We start from the raw sequence: 22,593 nt of genomic DNA on the forward strand, positions 1-22,593 counted from the left end.
GCAACAAGCAACAAGCAACAAGCAACAAGCAACAAGCAACAAGCAACAAGCAACAAGCAACAAGCAACAAGCAACAAGCAACAATTAGCTGAATTACGACCTTTTATAAAGTGGGTCGGTGGCAAAAGGCAACTGTTACCAGAATTGGCGAAGTATGTTCCAGAGCACTTTGGAACATATTTTGAGCCGTTTTTAGGTGGCGGTGCCTTTTTACTTGCTTTATCGCCTGAACACGCAATAATTAATGACTTCAATTTGGAATTAGCTATTGCGTGGATGGTGGTTAGAGACAAACCGGAAGAACTATTAAAACAACTTAAGCAACATCAATTAAATCATAGTAAAGAATACTATTTGCATTTGCGTAAAGCAGATCGTGATGGCAGATTAGAAAGTATGACTTCGGTGCAACGTGCGGCCAGATTTATTTATATGAATAAATCTGGGTTTAATGGTTTGTGGCGAGTTAACAAAAAAGGACAAAATAACGTTCCATTTGGTAGTTATAATAATCCAAATATTGCAGATAAAGATACGATTAAAACGGTATCTAGATATTTGAGTGATGCAAATATAACGATTACAAATTCAGACTTTGAACAAGTAGTTTTAGATGCTCAAACAGGTGATTTCGTTTATTTTGATCCACCATACATACCAATTTCTGTAACGAGTAGTTTTACGGCTTATAGTTCAGAGTTCGGTTATGATCAGCAAGTTAGATTGCGAGATGTATTTGTAAGGCTTCATCAAAAAGGGGTACATGTGATGTTGTCAAATTCTGATGTACCCTTAATTGAAGAATTATATGGTCATATTGAGGGCATTGTCATTGAACAGGTGAGTGTTACGCGCATGGTTGGTGCAAAAGCTTCTTCACGTAAAAAAGTTGGGGAGGTTATTGTTCATGGTAAATAGATTGAACGTATTTGAGTATCGTAATTTAGAGATTAATCAGCGTTTAGACTATTTTGTTTCAACATTGTCAAATATAGAGAAATTTGCCGATTACTGGGTTAATTTTGATAATGTTTATAAAAATGTGCCTCAAAAAATTGCACCTGACCTATTTACGCTAGATTATTTAATAGGTAAAAATCAAATGGAAATTGAGCTATTTTTTTATGAAAGGCCACAGTTATTGACATTGTTGCCATTACTATTAGGCATTCGAAAAGATAAATTAGATCAATATGGGAATCTTTCAGTGCAAGATATCCAAGAAAAATATCAACTTAATTTTAATACTATTGATACCAAAAATATGCATTCATACTTTGATTTTTTGACGAGTTCTGGTTTGATGCAGTTGTTGTCGCAAGGTTTGAAAAAAAGTGTCTTTGATTATTCTATTGGGGTACAGGCAGGAATGGATTCAAATGGTCGCAAAAATCGTTCTGGTAAAATTGGTGAAAAATTTTTAGAGGCAAAATTAGCGGCAATTGCATCTAGAAATAATTTAAAATGGATGGGACAGTCAACACCCAGCAAAATAAAGAAAGAATTTGACATTGATATTGAATATATCTTTAAAAACCGTCGTTTTGATGGTGCACTATATAATCCAAAAAAATTAAAACTTATTTTATTTGAAATAAATCTTTTTAATGCTAGTGGTAGTAAATCAAAATCCGCTTCCACGGAGTTTCAAACATTACGTGATAGATTGGCTAAAACTAATCACGAATTTATTTATATTACTGATGGTGAGGGGTGGATAAGTGACAAATCACATTTAAAAGAGGCATTAGAATATATTGGTAATGTTTTTAATATCAGTATGGTTGAATCAGGATATATTGAATCAATTTTAGATTTACAATAATGATAAAATTAATTTTTGAAAAAATACGTTATTTGGTTACTGATTGTGCTATTCTATTAATAAATTAATGAGGAGCAATTTATGACATATTCAATTGGCTTAGATATAGGGACTGGTTCCGTTGGTTGGGCTGTAATTGAGGATGATTACCGTTTAAAGCGTGCCAAAGGTAAGAATTTAATTGGTGTACGACTGTTTGATTCAGCAACTACAGCAGCCGAAAGACGTGGCTATCGTACGACACGTCGTCGTTTATCACGTCGTCATTGGCGTTTACGTTTGTTAAATGATATATTTTCACCAAATTTAGTAAAATTAGATGAAAATTTTCTGCCACGGCTCAAGTATTCATGGGTTAACCCAGCTGACGAGCAAAACCCGCAATTGAACGATAATGTTGCAAACGGGGCGTTATTTGGATCAAGTGAGGCGGATAAAGTATTTCACGAAAATTATCCAACGATTTATCATTTGCGATATAAACTCATGACTGATACGGACAGACATGATTTACGTGAGGTTTATTTGGCGATCCATCATATTGTCAAATATCGTGGTAACTTTTTGAATACAGCAGATAAAATTAATGCGGATAATTCTTTCAATGTTGATTTATTTGTGGCAGCATTAAACGATTATAATGAATCTATTGAAACGCCACTACCATTAATTAAAGATGTGCAATTGTTTTCGGATATGCTAACTGATAAAAATGCCCGCAACAAATCTGTCCGTGTCGAAAATGCCATGTCAGCGACTTCAGATAGTAAGTCAAAAATATTGAAAGCCGTATTAACAGCATTAGTGGGTAATACAGCTAATTTTCAAACTATTTTTGAACTACTTGATTTGGAAAAAGATGAAGCAAAAAACTTTAAATTTAAACTAGATTTAGAAGATGTCGAAACAAAACTAGATGTTGTGCGAGCAAAGCTTTCAGATGAACAAAATGCTTTTCTAGAGGCTATTTTAATAGCATATGATGGCATTACTCTAAAAATGATTTTGGGTGATTACAAAAGTATTAGTCAATCAATGATTGAAAGTTATAAATCACATCAACGTGATTGGACGTATATTAAAGGCAATGTTCGAATAAACGAACAAAAAATTGAACCCGATAAAAACAGTGTCAAAATATTTAAGTTAGATCCCAAAAAACTAATATATCCATCTAATTTGGCTTATCTACAAGTCATCTCATCAAATGAAGATGAACATAAAAAAGGTTTGGAATATTTTAAAACAAACATTCATGATGCTGACATACTACAGCGCATAGAAAATGATACGTTTTTACTAAAACAACGTACGAAACGAAATGGTGTGTTGCCATACCAACTACATTTAGCAGAATTAGAACAAATTATTGCAAAACAAAGCAAATATTATCCATTTTTGGCTGACACTTTTGAGAAAGATAATAAGCCAGAAAATAAATTGGCTGGTCTATTAAAATTCAGAGTACCTTACTACGTTGGGCCGCTTGTAGAACCTGAAAAAGTTAGTGGGGATGCAAGCAATCACTGGTTAATTAAAAAGGAAACGCAAGAAAATACACCGATTACACCTTTTAACTTTGATGATGTTGTGGATAAAGACAAAAGTGGTGAACAGTTTATCAAACGTATAACTGGTACTGACAGTTATTTAATTGGGGAACCAACGTTGCCCCAAAATTCGCTTTTGTATCAAAAATATAATGTGTTGCAAGAATTGAACAATGTTCGCAATGAAAGACATCAGCGATTGCCAATTAAAGTGAAACAAGATATCTATGAACATGTGTTTAAAGTAGATAAAAATGTTACTGCTAAAAAGGTCATGACATATCTCAAATTAAATGGTTATGGTGACTTTGAAATAACTGGTTTATCGGACACACGGTCAGGCAAGTTTAACAGTAACTTAGTGAGTTATCATTATTTTGTTGATGTACTTGGTCGCGAAAAAACCGAAGCAATTGGGGAAGCTAAGTTAGAAGAAATTATTGAAATTCAAACTGTGTTTGAAGATAGAAATATTGTTGTTAGACGACTATCAAATTTAGATTATTTAACGCAACAAGAAAAAGATAAACTATCAGCTAAGCATTATACTGGGTGGGGCAGATTATCAAAAAAGTTATTAGGCACTAAATTCATAGAGACTACTTTATCAGAAGCTGGCGATATCATACCGCAATCACACAGTATCATGGATTTGCTCTATCACTCTGATAAAAACTTAATGGAAATTCTGACTGATAAAAAATTCAATGTACAGGAATGGATGACAGCACAAAATAAGGGAACAGAGTCTGGCAACAGTCTCTATGATCAAATTGATGCCCTAGCGGGGCCAAAAAATATTAAGCGTGGTATTACACAAGTTTTTGGTATTATTGCCGATATCAAAAAAGCTATGGGTAGCAATCCAGAGAAAGTTTATGTAGAATTTGCACGTGAACCGCAAGCTTCACGTTTAACTAACTCTAGGCTAAATCGTGTGCAAGAATTGTATACTAATTCCACCTTGAAAACTGAATTTTCTGAGTTAGTTAAGCAATTGGCAACTGAAACTAAAGAAACCATTCATGATGATAGATTGTATCTTTACTACCTTCAAGAAGGAAAAGATATGTATACTGGAAAGGACATTCCAGTAGAGCAATTAAGCACTAATTATGATATTGACCATATTATCCCGCAGGCATTTACGAAAGATGACTCACTCGATAATCGTGTCCTAGTCAACCGTGCTACCAATGCACGTAAGTCTGATTCACCAACCTTTACCAATGATATTATTGATGCCCGAAAATCTTGGTGGCAATCATTGGTGAAGCGTGGGTTAATCTCAAAAGAAAAATTTGAACGATTAACAGATAGACGTAAAACGTTTAGTGACAATCAGACAAGTCATTTCATTGCTCGTCAATTGGTTGAAACACGTCAAATCATCAAAAATGTCGCTGATTTGATCAAAAATAATTACGAAGGCACTCAGGCAGTTGCAATTCGTGCATCATTAACTGGCGAAATGCGTCGTTACCTAGATTGGCCCAAAAATCGTGATATCAATGATTTCCATCATGCTCATGATGCGCTTATGATGGCAACTGTTGGTAAATATGTTGATAAGCGTGGTTTTTTTGATAAAGGCAATGTCAGCGATAACGCTGATAACGCTTATAATCTATACACGAAAGACTGGCTAAAGCGTGCACGTGCTGGCGTTAAAGATGATAGTCAGCGGGTAAATCCATTTGGGTTCATTGTCGGATCGATGCAATCAAAATCAGTACGTCAACAGGTGAACACAGAAACTGGCGAAATTGTCTGGCATGATGAGAATGTAACGTATTTACGTCAAGTGTTGGGGTATAAAAAGATACTAGTGACACGGCGTTTAGGTGGTTCATCTGGACAATTGTATAAAGAGACGCTGTTTGGACCAAATCCTAAAGCTAAATTAATTGCCTCAAAAGCGAATCGTTCAGTTGAATTATATGGTGGCTTTACACAAGCTGAATCAGCTTATATGAGCTTAGTTGAGTTCAATAAGAAAGGGCAGCAATCGTATAAATTGATTAAAGTACCGATGACTATCGCTAATCGTGTTAATAATAAACAGTTAACAGTATCAAAGTATATTGAAACGTTGAATTTGCGTGACTTTAGTCGTGTCGTTATTGAAAAGTTGCCTTTAGGTACTTTAATTCGAGAAACAAATGGTAGTGAATTTTATGCAGCAACGTCAGAAATGAAACACAACGCTAAGCAACTTTGGGCACCCAAAGAAATTTTGAAAAGCGCTCAAAAATTAGATAAAGCCGCCACGGAAAAATTAATCGCTATATTTGATTTTTTGGTCAGTGACAAGACAATCGAACATTTTAAGTTTTATGAAAAAGATTTACGACACTTAATAATGGTACGCAACAAATTTATTGAAGCAAATAATACGATTAAAGCGGCAATTTTATCGGATGTTATTGATGAACTGCACAATGATGCTGTATGGTGTGATCCGTTTAAGCATATTAAAGAGAAACCGGCTTGGACTTCGTTACAGAGCCAAGATAGGGGGAATGGCGGCATTAAACTCTCTTCAGAATCAAACATTGTATACCAATCACCAACAGGAATATTTGAAACAATCAAAATTGTTGGCGAATAAAAAAGAAATCCCGTGCTGTTTAGTAACAACACGGGATTTTATGTACGGCCATAAGGCCACTCTGATGAGTAATTAAGCTTGGCATAAAGCCTTGCGTTACTTCAATACTGTGTATCAGATCAATGAGGTTCAGCCTCTAAGGAATGACTAGTTCCTTAAGTATTATTCTATCATAAATAACTGGAGGATACAACATGGCATGGCGGACAGTCGTGATAACAAAACATAGTAAACTAAACTATAAAATGAATCATTTAGTGGTACAAACGTCAGAAAAAACATTTCAAATACCCATGGAAGACATTCAAATTATTTTGATTACGACCACACAGGCAGTTGTCACAGCTTATGTGATTGCCGAAACAATCAAAAGAAATATTAAAATTATTTTTTCAGATATCAATGGACAGCCCATTGGTGAAATTAATCAGTATCATACGAACGGTAAGCATAATCGTAATATTAGTCAACAAATTGTGTGGCAATCGGAACGGAAAAATATGCTATGGCGCGAAATTGTCAAATTAAAGATTAAAAATCAAATGCAAGTATTAGTTACCCAGCAAACGACAGACAGAGAAAAATTTCAGGATCTGGTCGATAGTATTGAGATTGGCGATGAAACGAATCGTGAAGCTGTGGCCGCTAGAATGTACTTTAATCGACTATTTGGCAATGAATTTGTGAGACATGAATCAGGAATTATTAATGCGATGTTAGATTATGGCTATCAAATTTTGATGGCTGCAGTTGCCAGAGAAATTGTATTACAAGGTTATTTGTCAGAGTTGGGTATTCATCATAATGGCGCACAGAATGATTATAATTTGGCTTCTGACTTAATGGAGCCGTTTCGACCGTTGATTGATGCAGTCGCAAAAAAATATGAACATGAAACGGCGCTAAACTTAGATATCAAATTGGCTTTGGTAGATGTTATTAACCAAGTTATTGAAATCAATGGGCAACAAATGTTAGTGACTAATGCAATCACTATTTTAGTACGTGATGCAATAAACTATTTAAATAATGGTTTAAAATTACCAGAATGGCGGTTTGAAATTTGAGGTATCGTATAATGAGAGTGATGATTTTTTTTGATTTACCAACTTTAACTGACGCTGATCGGCGTAATTATCGCCATTTTAGAAAAGGTTTGATTAACGAAGGGTTTTTGATGATTCAAGAGTCTGTTTATGTACGTGTGACCACTAATCGTCAAGCGGCAACGTTATTGGAAAATCGTATTCAGGCGATTACACCAGTTGATGGGCTAGTACAATCTTTAATTGTGACAGAAAAACAATATACAATGATGAAATTTTTATCTGGTACATCTAGTGATGATGTCAGAAATTCAGATGAAAAGATGGTCGTCATATGACTTATTCGATCGTATGTTTTCCGAATAGTCCCATACAGGTAACTTCAGGATTGACTATGGTTTCTATCACTAATCATGAACTATATTGGCAATTAAGTACAGGATTGAAAGAGACTAGTGAAGACGTAACATTAGGGCAAGATGGACATATTGTCGATGTTAGTAAGGGAGTTATGTTCATTGGTGATATAAGTGCGCAACTTGATGTGAATAAGTTATATCAAAAAAATATTGTCAATACGGTGAAAAAATACGCAGATGATCAAGCATTAGAAAGATTTTATAGCATTAATTCTGAACTAAACCAACTCCTAGAAAATATTATATTAGAAAATAATTTACCTTTCTATTTCCAAACAGAATTTAATATTGGTGACTTGATAAATGAGAAGAAAATTAAGATAGAAACACTGACAAATAGCTCTGGATTTGGTAAAATAGAAGATGTAGTGAACGTTGCTGGTGAGTTTTCAGAGCAACGTTTAATCATTTTTACCAATATCTATTTGTTGTTGTCGATTGATCAGATTGACTATCTGAATAATCTAGCGAAGGCAATAAATTTATGTTTGATTTCTCTTAATTTGACACAAAATCCTGTTATGACTAAACAGGGTTCGTCTTCAGAAATTTTCATCGATGAAGATTTCGTTCAATTTGGTGCTGACTAACCAATGCGAACAGGCGGTCTGCTTCAGATGTGTGTCAGATCAATGAGGTTCAAACCGTTCTAGGCTTGTTTTAACATTTCGTATTAGCTTCAGATGTGTGTCAGATCAATGAGGTTCAAACCATGTCCTAGTGTAATAAGGCGTAATTTGCTGCTTCAGATGTGTGTCAGATCAATGAGGTTCAAACCAATTGCTTTCGCTATCAACCACTTTTTGGCGCTTCAGATGTGTGTCAGATCAATGAGGTTCAAACCTTTGATAAAATACCGACTTTATATTCTAACGCTTCAGATGTGTGTCAGATCAATGAGGTTCAAACCATTAATATGGCATACGAGACGAGGATTTATGCTTCAGATGTGTGTCAGATCAATGAGGTTCAAACCTTCAACATTAAACAAGATGCTGTTGATTTTGCTTCAGATGTGTGTCAGATCAATGAGGTTCAAACCTCCATGGATAGACTATATGTACTCGCAATCGCTTCAGATGTGTGTCAGATCAATGAGGTTCAAACCTGACTCAATCAAAATCACACATAAACGACCGCTTCAGATGTGTGTCAGATCAATGAGGTTTGCAAGGGCGGACGCAGCTGTAATAGCTCAGTACGTTATGCTTCCTTTGTACCGTTTATATGGCTATTTAGGAGGCTTGCTATGAACTTTATAAGAATTGTGTTTACAGGTCTAATAATATTCTTTGGGTTCTTATTAGTTATGACCTTACCACAACTAATATTACATGGGGAACTTGACGCCATATTTATTGTGCTTATGTTACTAGTCCTATTGGATTACGCTTTAAAAAATATTTATAAAAAGGGTTGACAAGTATAACTAGCTTCAGATGTCTATCAAATCAATGAAGTTCAAAAACCAGATTTTAATTAATCTGGTTTTTTTGTGGCTTCATTAGAATTTTTAATTTATGTCATTGAGCTACTACTGTAATATGCATCATACGCTTAATCATGTGATTACTAAAATGGCAATATTTCAAAATTAGGCATATGATATTCTTATGGAGAATAGAAGGGCGAGATATTTTATGAAAAAAATAAATAGCAGAATGGTCTTTGAGATTATAACGATTATCGGTATTCTAATTTTTGCCGTCATCAGTTTAATGCCATCAGCGACAAAACGCAAAAGTGTGCGATTAGATCACGGACGTATGAATTATAGTGGGGCAATGCTGAACCATAAATTTGATGGTCACGGGACGTTGCACATTCAAAAAGAGGGGAACTATGTCGGTAATTTTGCGAACGGCCGTTTTGAAGGTTCTGGTGAATTCACTGGACCGAGTGGTTGGCGCTTACAAGGCGATTTTAGCAAGGGCGAACTGAATGGCGTAGTCAAGTTGCAGGTCGGTAATAAGACTTACGCGAAAAAAATTACGGAAGATGGTAAGTTGGAAAATGCGAATTAAATGGTTTAGCTTAGTACGAATAACGGGACTCGTGCTGGTATTGACATATCACTTTTTTCAGACTAAATTTACTGGTGGCTTTATTGGCGTGGACGTTTTCTTTACCTTCTCTGGGTTCTTGATTACGGCATTAATGGTTGATGAATTTGCGCGTTCGGATAATTTTAAATTAATGGCTTTTTACGGTCGCCGCTTTTACCGGATCGTGCCACCGCTATTTATTATGGTACTAGTCGTTTTACCACTAACTTATCTGATTAACCACGATTTCGTGACTGATATCGGTAAGCAGGTCGCAGCGGCCCTTGGCTTTACCACAAACTATTTTGAAATTGCGACGGGTGGCAGTTATGAAAATAAATTTATTCCGCATTTATTCGTCCATACGTGGTCATTAGCAATTGAAATGCACTTCTATATTTTATGGGGATTGATGGCGTGGTCAGTGGCTAAAATTAGTCAACGGTTGGCTAGTGGGCCACGCGCCTTAACGTATTTTCGTTGGGGGTTGGGTATTTTAACAACCATCTTTGCAGTCGAGAGCTTTGTGATGATGTTCTTTGGAGCAGGCGGCCTGAAAGACTTTTCGCCGGTTTACTTTTCGAGTTTGACTCACTGTTTTCCATTCTTCTTCGGTGGTCTTATTGGTATCTTGAGTGGCATTAAGGCGCAAGGGCCAATCTATCGATGGACCACGGCGCACAGTAACCCGATTATTGTGGGCGTAGGAATGCTGATTAGTTTTATACTACTCGTTACTATGGGCTATCGCATGACATTCGATGCGCTGCAAACGTATCAAGGTGGCCTACTACTCGCAACCGTGCTGGCAGGGGTCATGATTTACTGTGCTCGGTTGTTACATGACCAAACGCCTAACATAAATGAACCGCGGTGGATTACTTTTTTGGCGGACGTGAGCTATAGCGTGTACCTTTATCATTGGCCGCTATACGTGATTTTTTCACACATGATGGTCAACTGGTTAGCAGTGCTAGTCACGACTGTACTCTCGATTATATTGTCAGCTTTATCGTATTATGTATTGGAACCAATCATTGCTGGTAAGCAGGCCAATGTTTTTGGGCACACAGTGACGTGGCGACAATTACAGTTGCCGGTTGTCGTTGTGGGGTTATTGCTAGCTATCAATACAGGGATTGTGGTCAAAAATGCGCCACAACTCTCGACGCTTGAACAAAAATTATGGGTGGGTGGCATTTATCAAGATATTGATAAGATTAAAACAACTCATGATACTGTATTAGCGGCCGTAAGACCAAATAAAAAGCAAGGGGCTACTAAGGCGAATCAAACAAAAGCACCGGGCGTGTCAATTATTGGAGATAGTGTGACTTTGGGAACGCGTAGTTATTTGGGGGCTCATGTCGCTAATAGTAACATTGACGCCGAAGGAGATCGAACTATGGACCTTGCGTACAACGTGATGATGAGTCAGCAACAGAGTCACACGTTACGACAGTACGTGGTGATTTGTATCGGAACTAACGCGTTAGATGATTATGCAAAACAAACTATGAAGCTCATTCACGATTTGGCGCCTGGTCATAAATTAATTATGATGACACCGTATAATGCGCAAGCTGATGCGGATTGGAATTCATCTAAATTGGCTGTTTTGGAACGAGGCCTGCCGGCTAAGTATAAGTTCATTACGGTCGCTGATTGGGGGAAGATTGCTGCTCAACATCCTGAAATATTTAATGGCACTGATGGGGTGCACTTTGGCGGGATTCCAGCCGGTGATGTTTTATATGCTAAGGTGATCAATCAGGCACTGCAAGTGGCTAAGAAGGCACCTGTTAAGTAAACAGCATTGATATTGACGTGTGCAACCATACCGATGCTTAGTGATTAGCAAAGTGTGTAAGAGGTTTTTAACCGGGCTTTATTAGCGTATTTGTGCATATCAATAAAATTAAAACGCTTAGGCGTTTTTTTATATTTTATATTTACCAAAAAAATAAGATCAAGAAATAATAATTATGGTATGATATATTATGTTATAAATAATCACGTTAAATGTGAGATGGAGAAAGGGAAATTTTCCTGTTTTGGTAAATAAAAAAATACGAGTGAAAGAATTACTCGTTTCAACAATAATTATTGGTGGTGTCTTAGGCACAATGTCTACGGTTAATGCTGCTGAAAATACAACACATGCAGCGACACAAGTGTCAAGTGCAAGTATAACGACACCAAGTTCGCGTGCTACATCACAAGTACCAAGCACTAAAACGTCAAGTTCAACGATAGAATCACAACATTCAGTTGCGGTAGATGATGCTACCCAAAATGCTAGTTCTAACGTAACACCCTCAACACGTTCGATTCAAATGCCTCAGGCCAAATTTAAAACCGGTTCTGTCATTGTATTAACTCCTTCAGCAAAAACAGCCAATGGCACACAATTACAAAGCTATGGCAACCAATCAGGTGTTGTGACGAAAGTCATTGTGCCAAAGAATGTCAATACAAATTATAGCTATGACATTAAATTGGATAATGGTGTTGTCGTATCTCATGTTTTAGAGTCAGGTGTCGCTTCGTTTGTTAAAACCAGTGCGTTTGCAATTAATAACCGCGTTGAAATTAAAAAAGATGCGACACATGATGGCGATGCTAAAAATATTATCGCCTATCGCGGTATTGGTGCTACGATCACCAAGGTCACGCGATTTCATCAGTTATCATCCAATTTCTATTATCAGGTTAAATTGGATAATGGTGTTGTCATAACCAAAGTCTTGGAACAAGATTTGCAACGATACACGAATAAGCCTGTACATAAAGATGGTTGGTCAAATGAAAATGGCGTAACCAAGTACTATGTTAAGGGCGCGCCTGTCGTTGGTGAAAAGCACATTGAGGGTCATTGGTATAATTTTGATAGAAATGGTGCACAATCAAAAGGTCTGACGGCACTGACACATAAAACAGTATTTTATGATGTTAAGTCTGGTCAAATGCACTATGGTTATGTCTGGACTAATGGGGCTCTGATGTTTTTTGATACATCCGATGGGCACGCGTTAACTGGTGTAAGACACTACAGCGGTGGTGTGGAAGTTTATGGTTCTGATTTTAAGCAAATCCGTAATAACTATGCGACAATAGGTGGTTCAAGATATTACTTAACTGGTAATGGCGACGCCTATAAAGGTTCACGAAAAGTCAATGGACAGTTAGAATTTTTCGGTGCTAATTATGTACAAGTGCGCAATAATTATGCATGGATAAATGGGTCATTTATGTTTTTTGATGGCAACGGCCATGCGATGACTGGTGTGCGTCATTATGGTTCGAACATGGAATACTACGATGTTAACCATAAGCAAGTTCGAAATAGTTATGTTCGTACCGGCAACACGTATTATTATCTGAAAGCAAATGGCGATGCCTTTAAGGGATTGCGTCAGTATAGTAAGACAGGTTTTGAGTATTACGGTTCTGATTTTAAACAAGTTCGTAATAATTATGCTACAACTAATGGTGCAAAGTACTATTTCAATGGTAGCGGGGACGCCATTAAGGGTACACACAAAGTTAACGGTCAGATTGAATATTATGATAATAACTATAAACAAGTACAGAATAATTATGCGTGGATAAATGGTTCATTAATGTTCTTTGACGGGAATGGTCATGCGATGACTGGTGTGCGTCATTATGGTTCAAACATGGAGTATTATGATGCTAACCATAAGCAAATCCGAAATAACTATGTGCCAACAGGTAATACATATTATTACATGAAAGCTAACGGAGATGCGTTTAAGGGTCTGCGTCAATATAGTTCAACAGGATTTGAATATTATGGTACTGATTTTAAGCAAGTGCGCAATCAATCCGTAACACTTGGTGATAAAATTTATCATTTCGATAAAGATGGCGATGCTGATTCAATTACATCTAAAAATCCTGGTGCCGATAAGACTATGGTTGCTAAGCATGTTCAAAAAGTTGATACGAATAAAGTGATTAATTGGTTCGAAAGCCGTAAGGGAAAGTTAACTTATTCAATGTATGGTTCTCGTAATGGCGCAGATGGTACAGCTGATTGCTCTGGTTCTGTTGTACAAGCTATTCGAGATGCTGGCGGTACACCATTCACATGGTTGTATAATACCGAGGCAATTCACGGTTATTTGCAAGATAATGCTTATAAACTTATTGATAACAATGATAGTAATGGTTGGTTATCAAAACGTGGAGATATTGTTATTTGGGGACAAAAAGGTCATAGTGACGGGGCTGCTGGTCACATTGGTATTATAACAAATGACTTAGATAATCCCTTATTCATTTCAACATGCTATATTACGCAGGGACAAAAAGGTACTGCAGTTCAAGAAGTACAATACAATCAATACGCTGCTAAAAATGGTTATCCGTATTATTATGTTTATCGTTTAGCGCAATAATGCTAGTAGTGAGTTTAACAAAGCCTTTTGAGTTAGGAAAGCTAACTTAAAAGGCTTTTATAATGTCGAAATTGACGATTAAATTAACTTTGAAAAGTGTGATAATTGAAATAATCATACTGACATATTGACTGACTTTTAATAAATAAGATAAAATTGTTGTGATTTAGTCGTATTTAAGATAAAATTAAAAGGTATTTAAAACATTTGGAGGACTTACAATGTCTAACTGGACAGCAGCCGAGGATCAAAAGAACCAAGGCACATTAGAATTTAAAATTTCACGCGCACAAGTTGAAGCAGGTTTAGAAAAGGCTTTTCAACAAAACAAGAATGATGTTTCTATTCCTGGATTTCGTAAGGGAAAAGTAACAAAGGCACTTTTTTTCTCAAAATTTGGAGAAGAAGCATTGTATCAACAGACAATGGATATTGTTTTACCAGCTGCATATGAAGCTGCTGTTGATGAATCTGGCATTACACCAGTCGGCCGTCCTAATATTGAACCAGTGTCAATGAACAAAGGTGAAGACTGGACAATGAAGGCTGAAATCACAACTGCACCTGAAGTTAAGTTGGGTGAGTACCTGAATCTTGAAGTTGAAGCAGCTGATACTGAAGTAACAGATGATGATGTCGAAGCAGAAATCAAGCACTTACAAGACGGTCAAGCTGAATTAGTTTTGCAAGAAGCTTCAGTTAAGGCTGAAAACGGCGACACTGTGATTATTGATTTTGATGGTTCAGTTGATGGTGACCATTTTGATGGTGGTCAAGCTGATGACTTTTCATTAGAATTAGGTTCAGGTCAATTTATTCCTGGATTTGAAGAACAATTAGTTGGTCATTCAGCAGGCGAAGATGTTAACGTTACTGTGACATTCCCTGAAGACTATCAAGCAGCAGACCTTGCCAATAAGGAAGCTTTGTTTGAAGTTAAAATTCACGAATTGAAGCGTAAGGAATTACCTGAAATTGATGATGAATTTGCCAAGGATGTTGACGAAGAAGTTGAAACTTTAGCTGAATTGAGAGAAAAAACAGCTAAGAAATTGACTGAAGACAAGGTAGAATCAGCACAAGCAGCTTTCGAAGATGCAGTGATCACAAAAGCAGTTGATAACGCATCAATTGATGGTGATAAGATTCCTGAAGCAATGATTGATGAAGATGTTCACCGTCAAATCGATCAATATTTGGCACAACTACAACAACAAGGCATTTCACGTGAGATGTTCTTCCAAATTTCAGGTCAAACTGAAGATGATTTGCACAAGCAATTTGAAGAAGGCGCAGAAACACGTGTTAAAACTAATCTAGTTCTTGAAGCAATTGTTAAGGCAGAAGCTATTGAACCAAGTGAAGACCAAATTAACGAAGAAGTCACTAACTTGGCAACACAATATAAGATGGAAGTTGCGCAAGTACGTGCAAACTTGTCAGATTCATTATTGAAGCATGACATTGCCATGCGCGAAGTCATTAAAAGAGTTACTGACTCAGCAAAAGCAAAGTAATATTATTTTTAAGAGAAGCCGTGAGGCTTTTTTTTAATAACTTAAGGTTAGGATGAACTAGCTTTAATAAGATAAAAATTTGTACTTAAAATTATTGTGTAATCTGTTAGAATAGAATAGTATTTAAACTTGACATAATTGTATGACTTAAATGAAATTCAAAGGAAGATAACATGACACAGACACCAGATTTGGAAGAAGAAGTTTATTGCAGTTTTTGCGGCAAATCTGCGAGTGAGGTACAACAAATTGTTGCTGGACCAAGTGGCATTTATATTTGTAACGAATGTGTGGATTTAGCAAAAAATATCATGAGCGAGGAAGCAACAGTGGATCAAACAGTAACAAAACCGATAACACTAGCATTACCTACACCACATGAAATCGTTTCAGAATTGAACGACTATGTGATTGGACAAGACGATGCAAAAAAGACACTAGCAGTTGCTGTTTATAATCATTACAAACGTATCAATGAAAACTATACACCAACAACCGATGTTGAATTACAAAAATCTAATATTGCTTTGATTGGACCTACTGGTTCTGGTAAAACATATTTAGCACAAAGTTTAGCTCGTATTTTGGACGTCCCTTTCGCAATAGCTGATGCCACAACATTAACAGAGGCTGGCTATGTCGGAGAAGATGTTGAAAACATTGTATTAAAATTGCTGCAGTCAGCTAATTTTGATATAGAAGCAGCACAACATGGCATTATTTACGTTGACGAAATTGATAAAATTGCAAAAAAATCTGAGAATGTTTCAATTACACGTGATGTTTCCGGTGAAGGTGTGCAACAAGCACTTCTTAAAATGCTAGAGGGTACGATTGCTAGCGTGCCACCACAGGGTGGTCGAAAGCATCCACAACAAGAGTTGATTCAAGTTGATACGACTAACATTTTATTTATTGTTGGCGGTGCATTTGCTGGAATCGACACAATTATTAAAGAACGTTTAGGTGAACGAGTTATTGGGTTTGGGTCGGATGCAAACGATAATGCTGCCGCTTTAGATTCTGAAAATATTCTTGAACATGTGCAACCAGAAGATATGACTAAATTTGGTTTAATTCCTGAATTTATTGGCCGTCTACCAATCGTAACTGTATTGGATGAATTAAAAATTGATGATTTGACACGAATTTTGACTGAACCTAAAAATGCGCTGATTAAGCAATACACGGCTTTACTGGGATTGGATGATGTCACCTTAGAATTTCAACCAGATGCACTAGAAGCAATGGCCGAATTAGCTATTCAACGACATACTGGTGCACGAGGGTTACGATCAATTATTGAATTAACTATGAAAGATGTTATGTATGATATTCCTAGTCGTGATGATGTCACAAAAGTCATTATTACCAAAGCCAGTGTTATTGGTGGGGAGCAACCAGAATTACAGTTAAAAAAGGTGAAATAATGGATGTACACAATGTTGATATGGTGATGAGTGCAGTTTCTGCTGCACAGTATCCAACAGACGGCAAGCCAGAGATTGCATTAGTTGGTCGCTCGAATGTTGGTAAATCATCATTAACTAATACGTTGATTCAACGTAAAAATTTTGCACGAACATCATCACAACCAGGAAAAACACAAACATTGAATTTTTATAATGTGGAAAATAAATTATATTTTGTTGATGTCCCAGGTTATGGCTATGCTAAAGTTTCTAAAAAACAACGTGAAGAATTTGGCCATATGATTGAAGAATATATCACATCACGTAAACAATTACGTGGTGTTGTCAGTTTAGTTGATGCACGTCATGAACCAAGTGATGATGATGTGTCAATGTATGAATGGTTGCATTATTATAATATTCCAATTTTGATTGTGGCAACAAAATCAGATAAGATTTCAAAAAGTAAATTTAACAAATATGCATCAAATATTAAGCAAACACTTGGTTTTGATGAAGATGAGAGTGATTTCCAATTTTTTTCATCTGAAACAAAGTATGGTAAAGACGAAGTTTGGCAATGGATTGAAACGCATATATAAGCAGAGAAGAGTCAGCAGCAATGACTCTTTTTTAGTGCAAATATTGCAGGTAAAGATAATTAATGTCAAGAAGTGTTAGTCTATTTTTAATTTTAAAAGAAAAACAGGTTCATATATTGCGTAACAGCGCTATGCTATTGACAGATTTGATACAATAAGAGTATGACGAAATTACAGTATGCACAAATCATCGTTGACGTTCCGACGATGCAAACTAACCAACCATATACTTATGTTGTACCAGAGACAATGATTGACTCAGTACGTCCCGGTATGCGTGTGGATGTTCCTTTTGGTCATCGACAGGTTATGGGATTTGTTGTAGGCTTACGAGCAACAACGGATTTAGAAACTGACAAGTTGCGTCATATTAAAGGCTTATTGGATTTAACACCAGTTTTAAACACAGAATTATTAAATTTATCAGATTATTTAGCGCAAGAAACGTTTGCGTTTCGTATTGTTGTTTTGCAAACGATGTTACCAAATGCTTTAAGAGCTAGCTATGAACGCACTTTTAAAATTATCGATGAGGTTGATGACGATGTTCGTGACCGTATTTTTAAAGGATTAGATGAAATTGTGTATCAAGCAAATGAATTAAATACCTATGATATTGCCACTTTAACTAAATTACGACGTGAACATAAAATCGAAGTGTCCGTCAACGTAAAAAATCGAGCAAAAGTTAAAACTCAATTGGCTTATCAATTCAATGATGACATGATGTTTTTGGAAGATGAGCTAGAAGATTTGAGACCAATTGCAAAAAAGCAGGTTGAACTACTCACGTTTATTATGGGGCATTTGCAAGAAACATGGGTAAAAAAAACATTGCAAGAAGTTATTAATGTGAGTAATGCCACGTTAAATCAAGGCGTCGAAAAAAGATGGTTAATAAAAAAACAGGTAGAGCAGTTACGTGACCCTTTTTCAATGAATGACATTACACCAACGACAGCTTTAACACTTAATGAAGAACAGCAAAATGCATTGAATCATATTGTTGCTAGTGCGGATGCGCAAAAATATCAACCGTTTTTGTTGGAAGGCATTACAGGTTCTGGTAAAACTGAAGTTTACTTACAGGCAGCACAACATATTTTTGATCAAGGAAAAACAGTCTTGTTTTTAGTACCAGAAATTGCATTGACACCGCAAATGGTTCGTCGTGTAAAATCACGGTTTGGTGCACAAACTGCGGTGTTGCATTCTGGTTTATCCGATGGCGAACGATATGATGAATGGCGTCGTATTGAACGTGGGGATGTTAAAATAGTTGTGGGCGCAAGGTCAGCTGTTTTTGCACCATTGAATCATATTGGACTCATTATTGTTGATGAAGAGCATGAAACAACTTATAAACAAACAGATAATCCACGTTACAATGCACGAGATGTGGCACTTTGGCGTGGTGAATATTATCAAATACCGGTTGTATTAGGTTCAGCAACACCTTCCTTAGAAAGTCGTGCGCGTGCACAGCGTGGTGTTTATGAATTATTGCGCTTAACACAACGTGCTGGTGGCGCCAAGTTACCGATAGTTGATGTCATAGACATGAAAGCAACATTAGCAGAGGGACCTGAAACAAATTTCTCTGAACAATTGAAAAATAAGTTGCAAGACCGTCTTAAACGTGGAGAACAGTCTGTATTAATGTTGAATCGGCGTGGTTTTTCTAGTTTTGTTATGTGTCGTGATTGTGGCTTTGTGCCACGTGATCCTAATTGCAACTTGGCTATGACATTGCATATGGATTCGCATACACTAAAATGTCATTACTGTGGACATGAAGAGTCTATTCCAACAATTTGTGTTAATTGTGGTTCAAATCGCATTCGTTATTACGGCACTGGGACTGAAAAAATTGAAACAGAGCTGGCAACATTGTTACCTGAAGCACGCGTTATCCGTATGGATCAAGACACGACACGTAAAAAAGGTAGCATGGATAAAATGTTGCAAAAATTTGGAAATCATGAAGCTGATATTTTACTTGGGACACAAATGATTGCTAAGGGGCTTGATTTTCCAGATGTGACATTAGTCGGTGTCTTAAACGCTGATACATCATTAGGTTTGCCTGATTTTCACGCCAGTGAGCGTACCTTTCAATTGTTAACACAAGTCAGTGGTCGAGCTGGTCGAGCTAAAAAGGCAGGTGAGGTATTAGTCCAGACATTTAATCCACAACATTATGCCATCGTTTATGCAAAAAATCATGATTATGAAGGATTTTATCAGCAAGAAATGGCAGTCAGACATGCAGGTAATTATGCACCGTACTACTATACTGTTCAAATTCAAGCTAGCCATGTCATGGAAAACGAAACTGCAAAACAGATGATACAAGTTGCCCGTTGGTTACGTTCTCGTGCTAGTGATAAGGTTATTATTTTAGGCCCATCGCCAAAACCAATTGCTAAATTACGTAATCGTTATTATTTTCAAATTATTTTAAAATTCAAACATCAGCATGAAATGGACGTTTTATTGACAGAATTGCAAAATCGCGCTCAAAAATCAAAAAATGGGTTACAATTAGTGATTGATCGTGAGCCAGTTTCTTTTATGTGACAAATGTATGACAATATTCTATGTTATAATAATTAGGAAGCGAAATACTCGTATTAGCGAGTATTTTTTAGTGATTATAAGGATATAATTTATTATTAGTTTGGTATTTTAGTCATTGAACGACACAATTAACATTATTGATCCATATATTGTATAGAAAAGAGGTGCGATTTTTCATGACATATTCAGTTGTATTAATGGGAACGCCACAGTTTGCAGTCCCCATCTTAGAAGCATTAATTACTGATGATAAATATGATGTCAAGGCTGTTGTTACGCAACCAGATAAACCTCAAGGGCGTAAACATATATTGACACCTAGTCCAGTTAAGGTCGCAGCATTATTACATGACTTGCCTGTATTTCAACCTGAAAAAATTAGTGGTTCAAATGAGATGCAACAAATTATCGCATTAAACCCAGATTTTATTGTTACTGCGGCTTTTGGTCAGTTTTTGCCCAATGAATTATTGGCAGCAGCTAAAATAGCCGCTGTCAACACACATGCCTCATTATTGCCTAAATATCGTGGTGGCGCACCAGTGCATTACGCTATTATGAATGGGGATACGGAAACTGGCGTTTCAATCATGTATATGGTTAAAAAAATGGACGCTGGTGACATTATCGATGTCGTTAAAGTACCCATTACAAATCAAGATAATGTTGGAACAATGTTTGATAAACTGAGTTTAGCTGGACGTGACTTACTATTAGCAAGTTTACCTAAAATTGCTACTGGGAATATTTCACCAGTTAAACAAAATGATGATGATGTGTCATTTTCGCCTAACATTCCACGCCATATGCAAAATTTAAATTTTGCAAGTGAGACAGCGCAACAGATTGATTGGCATTTGCGCGGTCTTTATCCAACACATCCAGCACATGTGCAAGTTGCCGGACAGCGGGTTAAGCTTACTCAAGTGACACCATTGGTTGAAACAACTAGCTTAGGTGCAGGACATGTTGTTGAAAAAACAAAAAAACAGTTAAAAATTGCAGCAGCTAATCAAACCGTGGTTAGTATTGATAGATTACAACCAGCTGGAAAATCTGAGATGACTATTGCAGCTTATCTCAACGGAGCGGGCAGTCAGTTGCAAACAGGAGATTTATGGGCAGAGGAGCCAATTAATGAGTGATAAACGTGTTTATAGTGATAATCCCCGTGTATTAGCAGTACAAACGTTAGCCAAAATTAAAAATGGCGCATACTCTAATTTACAGTTGAATCAAGTGATTAAACAACATCAGCTGAGTGAAGCAGATAAGCGTTTATTAACAACACTTGTGTACGGCGTTATCCAACACCGTATGACATTTGACTATTGGCTAGCACCATTTGTCGGTGATAAAAAAATTGATGCTTGGGTGCGCGAATTATTGTATTCAGCTATTTTTCAAATGAAATTCTTGGATAAAATTCCAGAACATGCCATTTTTAATGAATCTATTGAAGCTGCTAAGATACTTGGTCACGTTGGAACAGGGAAGTATGTGACGGCTATTTTACATAATATCGGTCGCCAAGGGCTACGAGATACTGCTGAAATAAAAGACCCAATACAACGTTTGTCTATTGAAAGCAGTCTACCAATTTGGTTAATTGAAGAATTAATTTCACAAAATGGTGAAGAAGCCACACTTGCTATGCTTGAAACCATCAATGATGCACCACAACAGTCTGTTCGTGTGAATACGATATTAGCAAGTGATGAGGAAGTAGAAACAGCCTTGGCAGCTGAAAAATTTACCGCTGTCAAATCACGCGTCGCTGAGCACGCTTACATTGTTTCTGGCGGGCATGTGGCTAGTTCAAAAGCCTTTCACGATGGGCTATTAACCTTGCAGGATGAAAGCGCCATGTTACCAGTTGAAAGTATGCGTTTAACAGAAAATGTTAAAACAATCCTTGACGCAGCGGCCGCTCCTGGTGGTAAAACGACACAAATTGCACAGTCTGTTGGTGAAGATGTTGCAATTACGGCATTAGATATTCATGAACATAAAATTAAATTAATTAAAAATAACGCTGAACGGTTACATGTAGCAGAAAAAATCCATACGCGGGTGTTGGATGCACGTAAAGTACCAGCAGAAATTGATCAAAAATTTGATCGTATTTTAGTGGATGCGCCATGCTCAGGATTTGGTTTACTACGACGCAAACCAGAAATTCGTTACGATAAAACTTTAGCAGATGTCAAGAATTTAGCACAACTGCAATTCGAGATATTAGATTCTGTTAGTCAAAATGTTGCCGATAATGGTATGATTGTTTACAGTACATGTACGATTTTGCGTCAAGAGAATGATGATGTGATCACAAAATTCTTATTGAAAAATTCGGATTTTGAACTTGTACCAACACAAACGTCAAAAAACTTGAAGCCAAACCGTTCTGAAAACGTGCTACATGTTTATCCGAATGATTATCAAACAGATGGCTTTTTCGTTGCAACATTGCAAAAAAAGCACTGACCTACAATGCATAATCTATTGTCGAAAGTAAAGTGAAAGCACAGCACGTGAAGCAAATTTTTTTGGTGAACGACTAGA

At 36.6% G+C, this 22,593-nt stretch carries 16 protein-coding genes and 1 CRISPR repeat array; all 16 genes read left to right on the forward strand.

Annotation, left to right across the window (positions count from 1 at the left end):
• Positions 1-105: 105 nt before the first annotated feature.
• Positions 106-918 (forward strand): DNA adenine methylase, encoded by an 813-nt coding sequence (locus K5Q14_RS02465; RefSeq protein ID WP_220734481.1) that lies wholly within the window; start codon positions 106-108, stop codon positions 916-918.
• Positions 908-1,825 (forward strand): DpnII family type II restriction endonuclease, encoded by a 918-nt coding sequence (locus K5Q14_RS02470; RefSeq protein ID WP_220734260.1) that lies wholly within the window; start codon positions 908-910, stop codon positions 1,823-1,825. Before K5Q14_RS02465 ends, K5Q14_RS02470 begins: the two co-directional genes overlap by 11 nt.
• An 81-nt stretch (positions 1,826-1,906) precedes the next feature.
• A complete protein-coding gene (cas9, locus tag K5Q14_RS02475) occupies positions 1,907-5,986 on the forward strand; it encodes a type II CRISPR RNA-guided endonuclease Cas9 (RefSeq protein ID WP_220734261.1) in 4,080 nt (1,359 codons plus the stop codon).
• A gap of 194 nt (positions 5,987-6,180) precedes the next feature.
• Positions 6,181-7,053 carry a type II CRISPR-associated endonuclease Cas1 gene (gene cas1, locus K5Q14_RS02480; protein ID WP_220734262.1) on the forward strand — a complete coding sequence of 291 codons (873 nt, stop codon included), beginning with the start codon at positions 6,181-6,183 and terminating at the stop codon, positions 7,051-7,053.
• An 11-nt stretch (positions 7,054-7,064) separates the two neighbouring features.
• The gene (cas2, locus tag K5Q14_RS02485; RefSeq protein WP_220734263.1) at positions 7,065-7,370 is read left to right on the forward strand and encodes a CRISPR-associated endonuclease Cas2; all 306 of its coding nucleotides are present in this window, start codon (positions 7,065-7,067) and stop codon (positions 7,368-7,370) included.
• A complete protein-coding gene (gene csn2 / locus K5Q14_RS02490) occupies positions 7,367-8,041 on the forward strand; it encodes a type II-A CRISPR-associated protein Csn2 (protein ID WP_220734264.1) in 675 nt (224 codons plus the stop codon). The genes cas2 and csn2 overlap by 4 nt, the downstream gene beginning before the upstream one ends.
• A 20-nt stretch (positions 8,042-8,061) precedes the next feature.
• Positions 8,062-8,625: a CRISPR direct-repeat array (repeat unit 36 nt; unit sequence GCTTCAGATGTGTGTCAGATCAATGAGGTTCAAACC).
• A gap of 75 nt (positions 8,626-8,700) precedes the next feature.
• Positions 8,701-8,871 (forward strand): hypothetical protein, encoded by a 171-nt coding sequence (locus tag K5Q14_RS02495; protein WP_220734265.1) that lies wholly within the window; start codon positions 8,701-8,703, stop codon positions 8,869-8,871.
• A gap of 241 nt (positions 8,872-9,112) precedes the next feature.
• Entirely contained in the window at positions 9,113-9,475 is a 363-nt protein-coding gene (locus K5Q14_RS02500; RefSeq protein ID WP_246587522.1) for an MORN repeat-containing protein, read from the forward strand.
• On the forward strand, positions 9,465-11,306 hold the full coding sequence (locus K5Q14_RS02505; protein ID WP_220734266.1) for an acyltransferase family protein: 1,842 nt from the start codon (positions 9,465-9,467) through the stop codon (positions 11,304-11,306). The genes K5Q14_RS02500 and K5Q14_RS02505 overlap by 11 nt, the downstream gene beginning before the upstream one ends.
• Before the next feature lie 244 nt (positions 11,307-11,550).
• Positions 11,551-13,920: a peptidoglycan amidohydrolase family protein gene (locus tag K5Q14_RS02510; protein WP_220734267.1), complete on the forward strand. Its 2,370-nt coding sequence runs from the start codon at positions 11,551-11,553 to the stop codon at positions 13,918-13,920.
• A gap of 221 nt (positions 13,921-14,141) precedes the next feature.
• Entirely contained in the window at positions 14,142-15,437 is a 1,296-nt protein-coding gene (tig, locus tag K5Q14_RS02515; RefSeq protein ID WP_220734268.1) for a trigger factor, read from the forward strand.
• Positions 15,438-15,610: 173 nt separating this feature from the next.
• Positions 15,611-16,867: an ATP-dependent Clp protease ATP-binding subunit ClpX gene (gene clpX, locus K5Q14_RS02520; RefSeq protein WP_220734269.1), complete on the forward strand. Its 1,257-nt coding sequence runs from the start codon at positions 15,611-15,613 to the stop codon at positions 16,865-16,867.
• Positions 16,867-17,451 (forward strand): ribosome biogenesis GTP-binding protein YihA/YsxC, encoded by a 585-nt coding sequence (yihA, locus tag K5Q14_RS02525; RefSeq protein WP_220734270.1) that lies wholly within the window; start codon positions 16,867-16,869, stop codon positions 17,449-17,451. Before clpX ends, yihA begins: the two co-directional genes overlap by 1 nt.
• Positions 17,452-17,613: 162 nt before the next feature.
• On the forward strand, positions 17,614-20,031 hold the full coding sequence (gene priA / locus K5Q14_RS02530; RefSeq protein WP_220734271.1) for a primosomal protein N': 2,418 nt from the start codon (positions 17,614-17,616) through the stop codon (positions 20,029-20,031).
• Positions 20,032-20,207: 176 nt separating this feature from the next.
• Positions 20,208-21,176 (forward strand): methionyl-tRNA formyltransferase, encoded by a 969-nt coding sequence (gene fmt, locus K5Q14_RS02535; protein ID WP_220734272.1) that lies wholly within the window; start codon positions 20,208-20,210, stop codon positions 21,174-21,176.
• On the forward strand, positions 21,169-22,515 hold the full coding sequence (gene rsmB / locus K5Q14_RS02540) for a 16S rRNA (cytosine(967)-C(5))-methyltransferase RsmB (RefSeq protein ID WP_220734273.1): 1,347 nt from the start codon (positions 21,169-21,171) through the stop codon (positions 22,513-22,515). Before fmt ends, rsmB begins: the two co-directional genes overlap by 8 nt.
• Positions 22,516-22,593 lie beyond the last annotated feature (78 nt).

This window comes from Leuconostoc inhae (genome assembly GCF_019656015.1).
GTDB classification, from domain to species: Bacteria; Bacillota; Bacilli; order Lactobacillales; family Lactobacillaceae; genus Leuconostoc; species Leuconostoc inhae_A.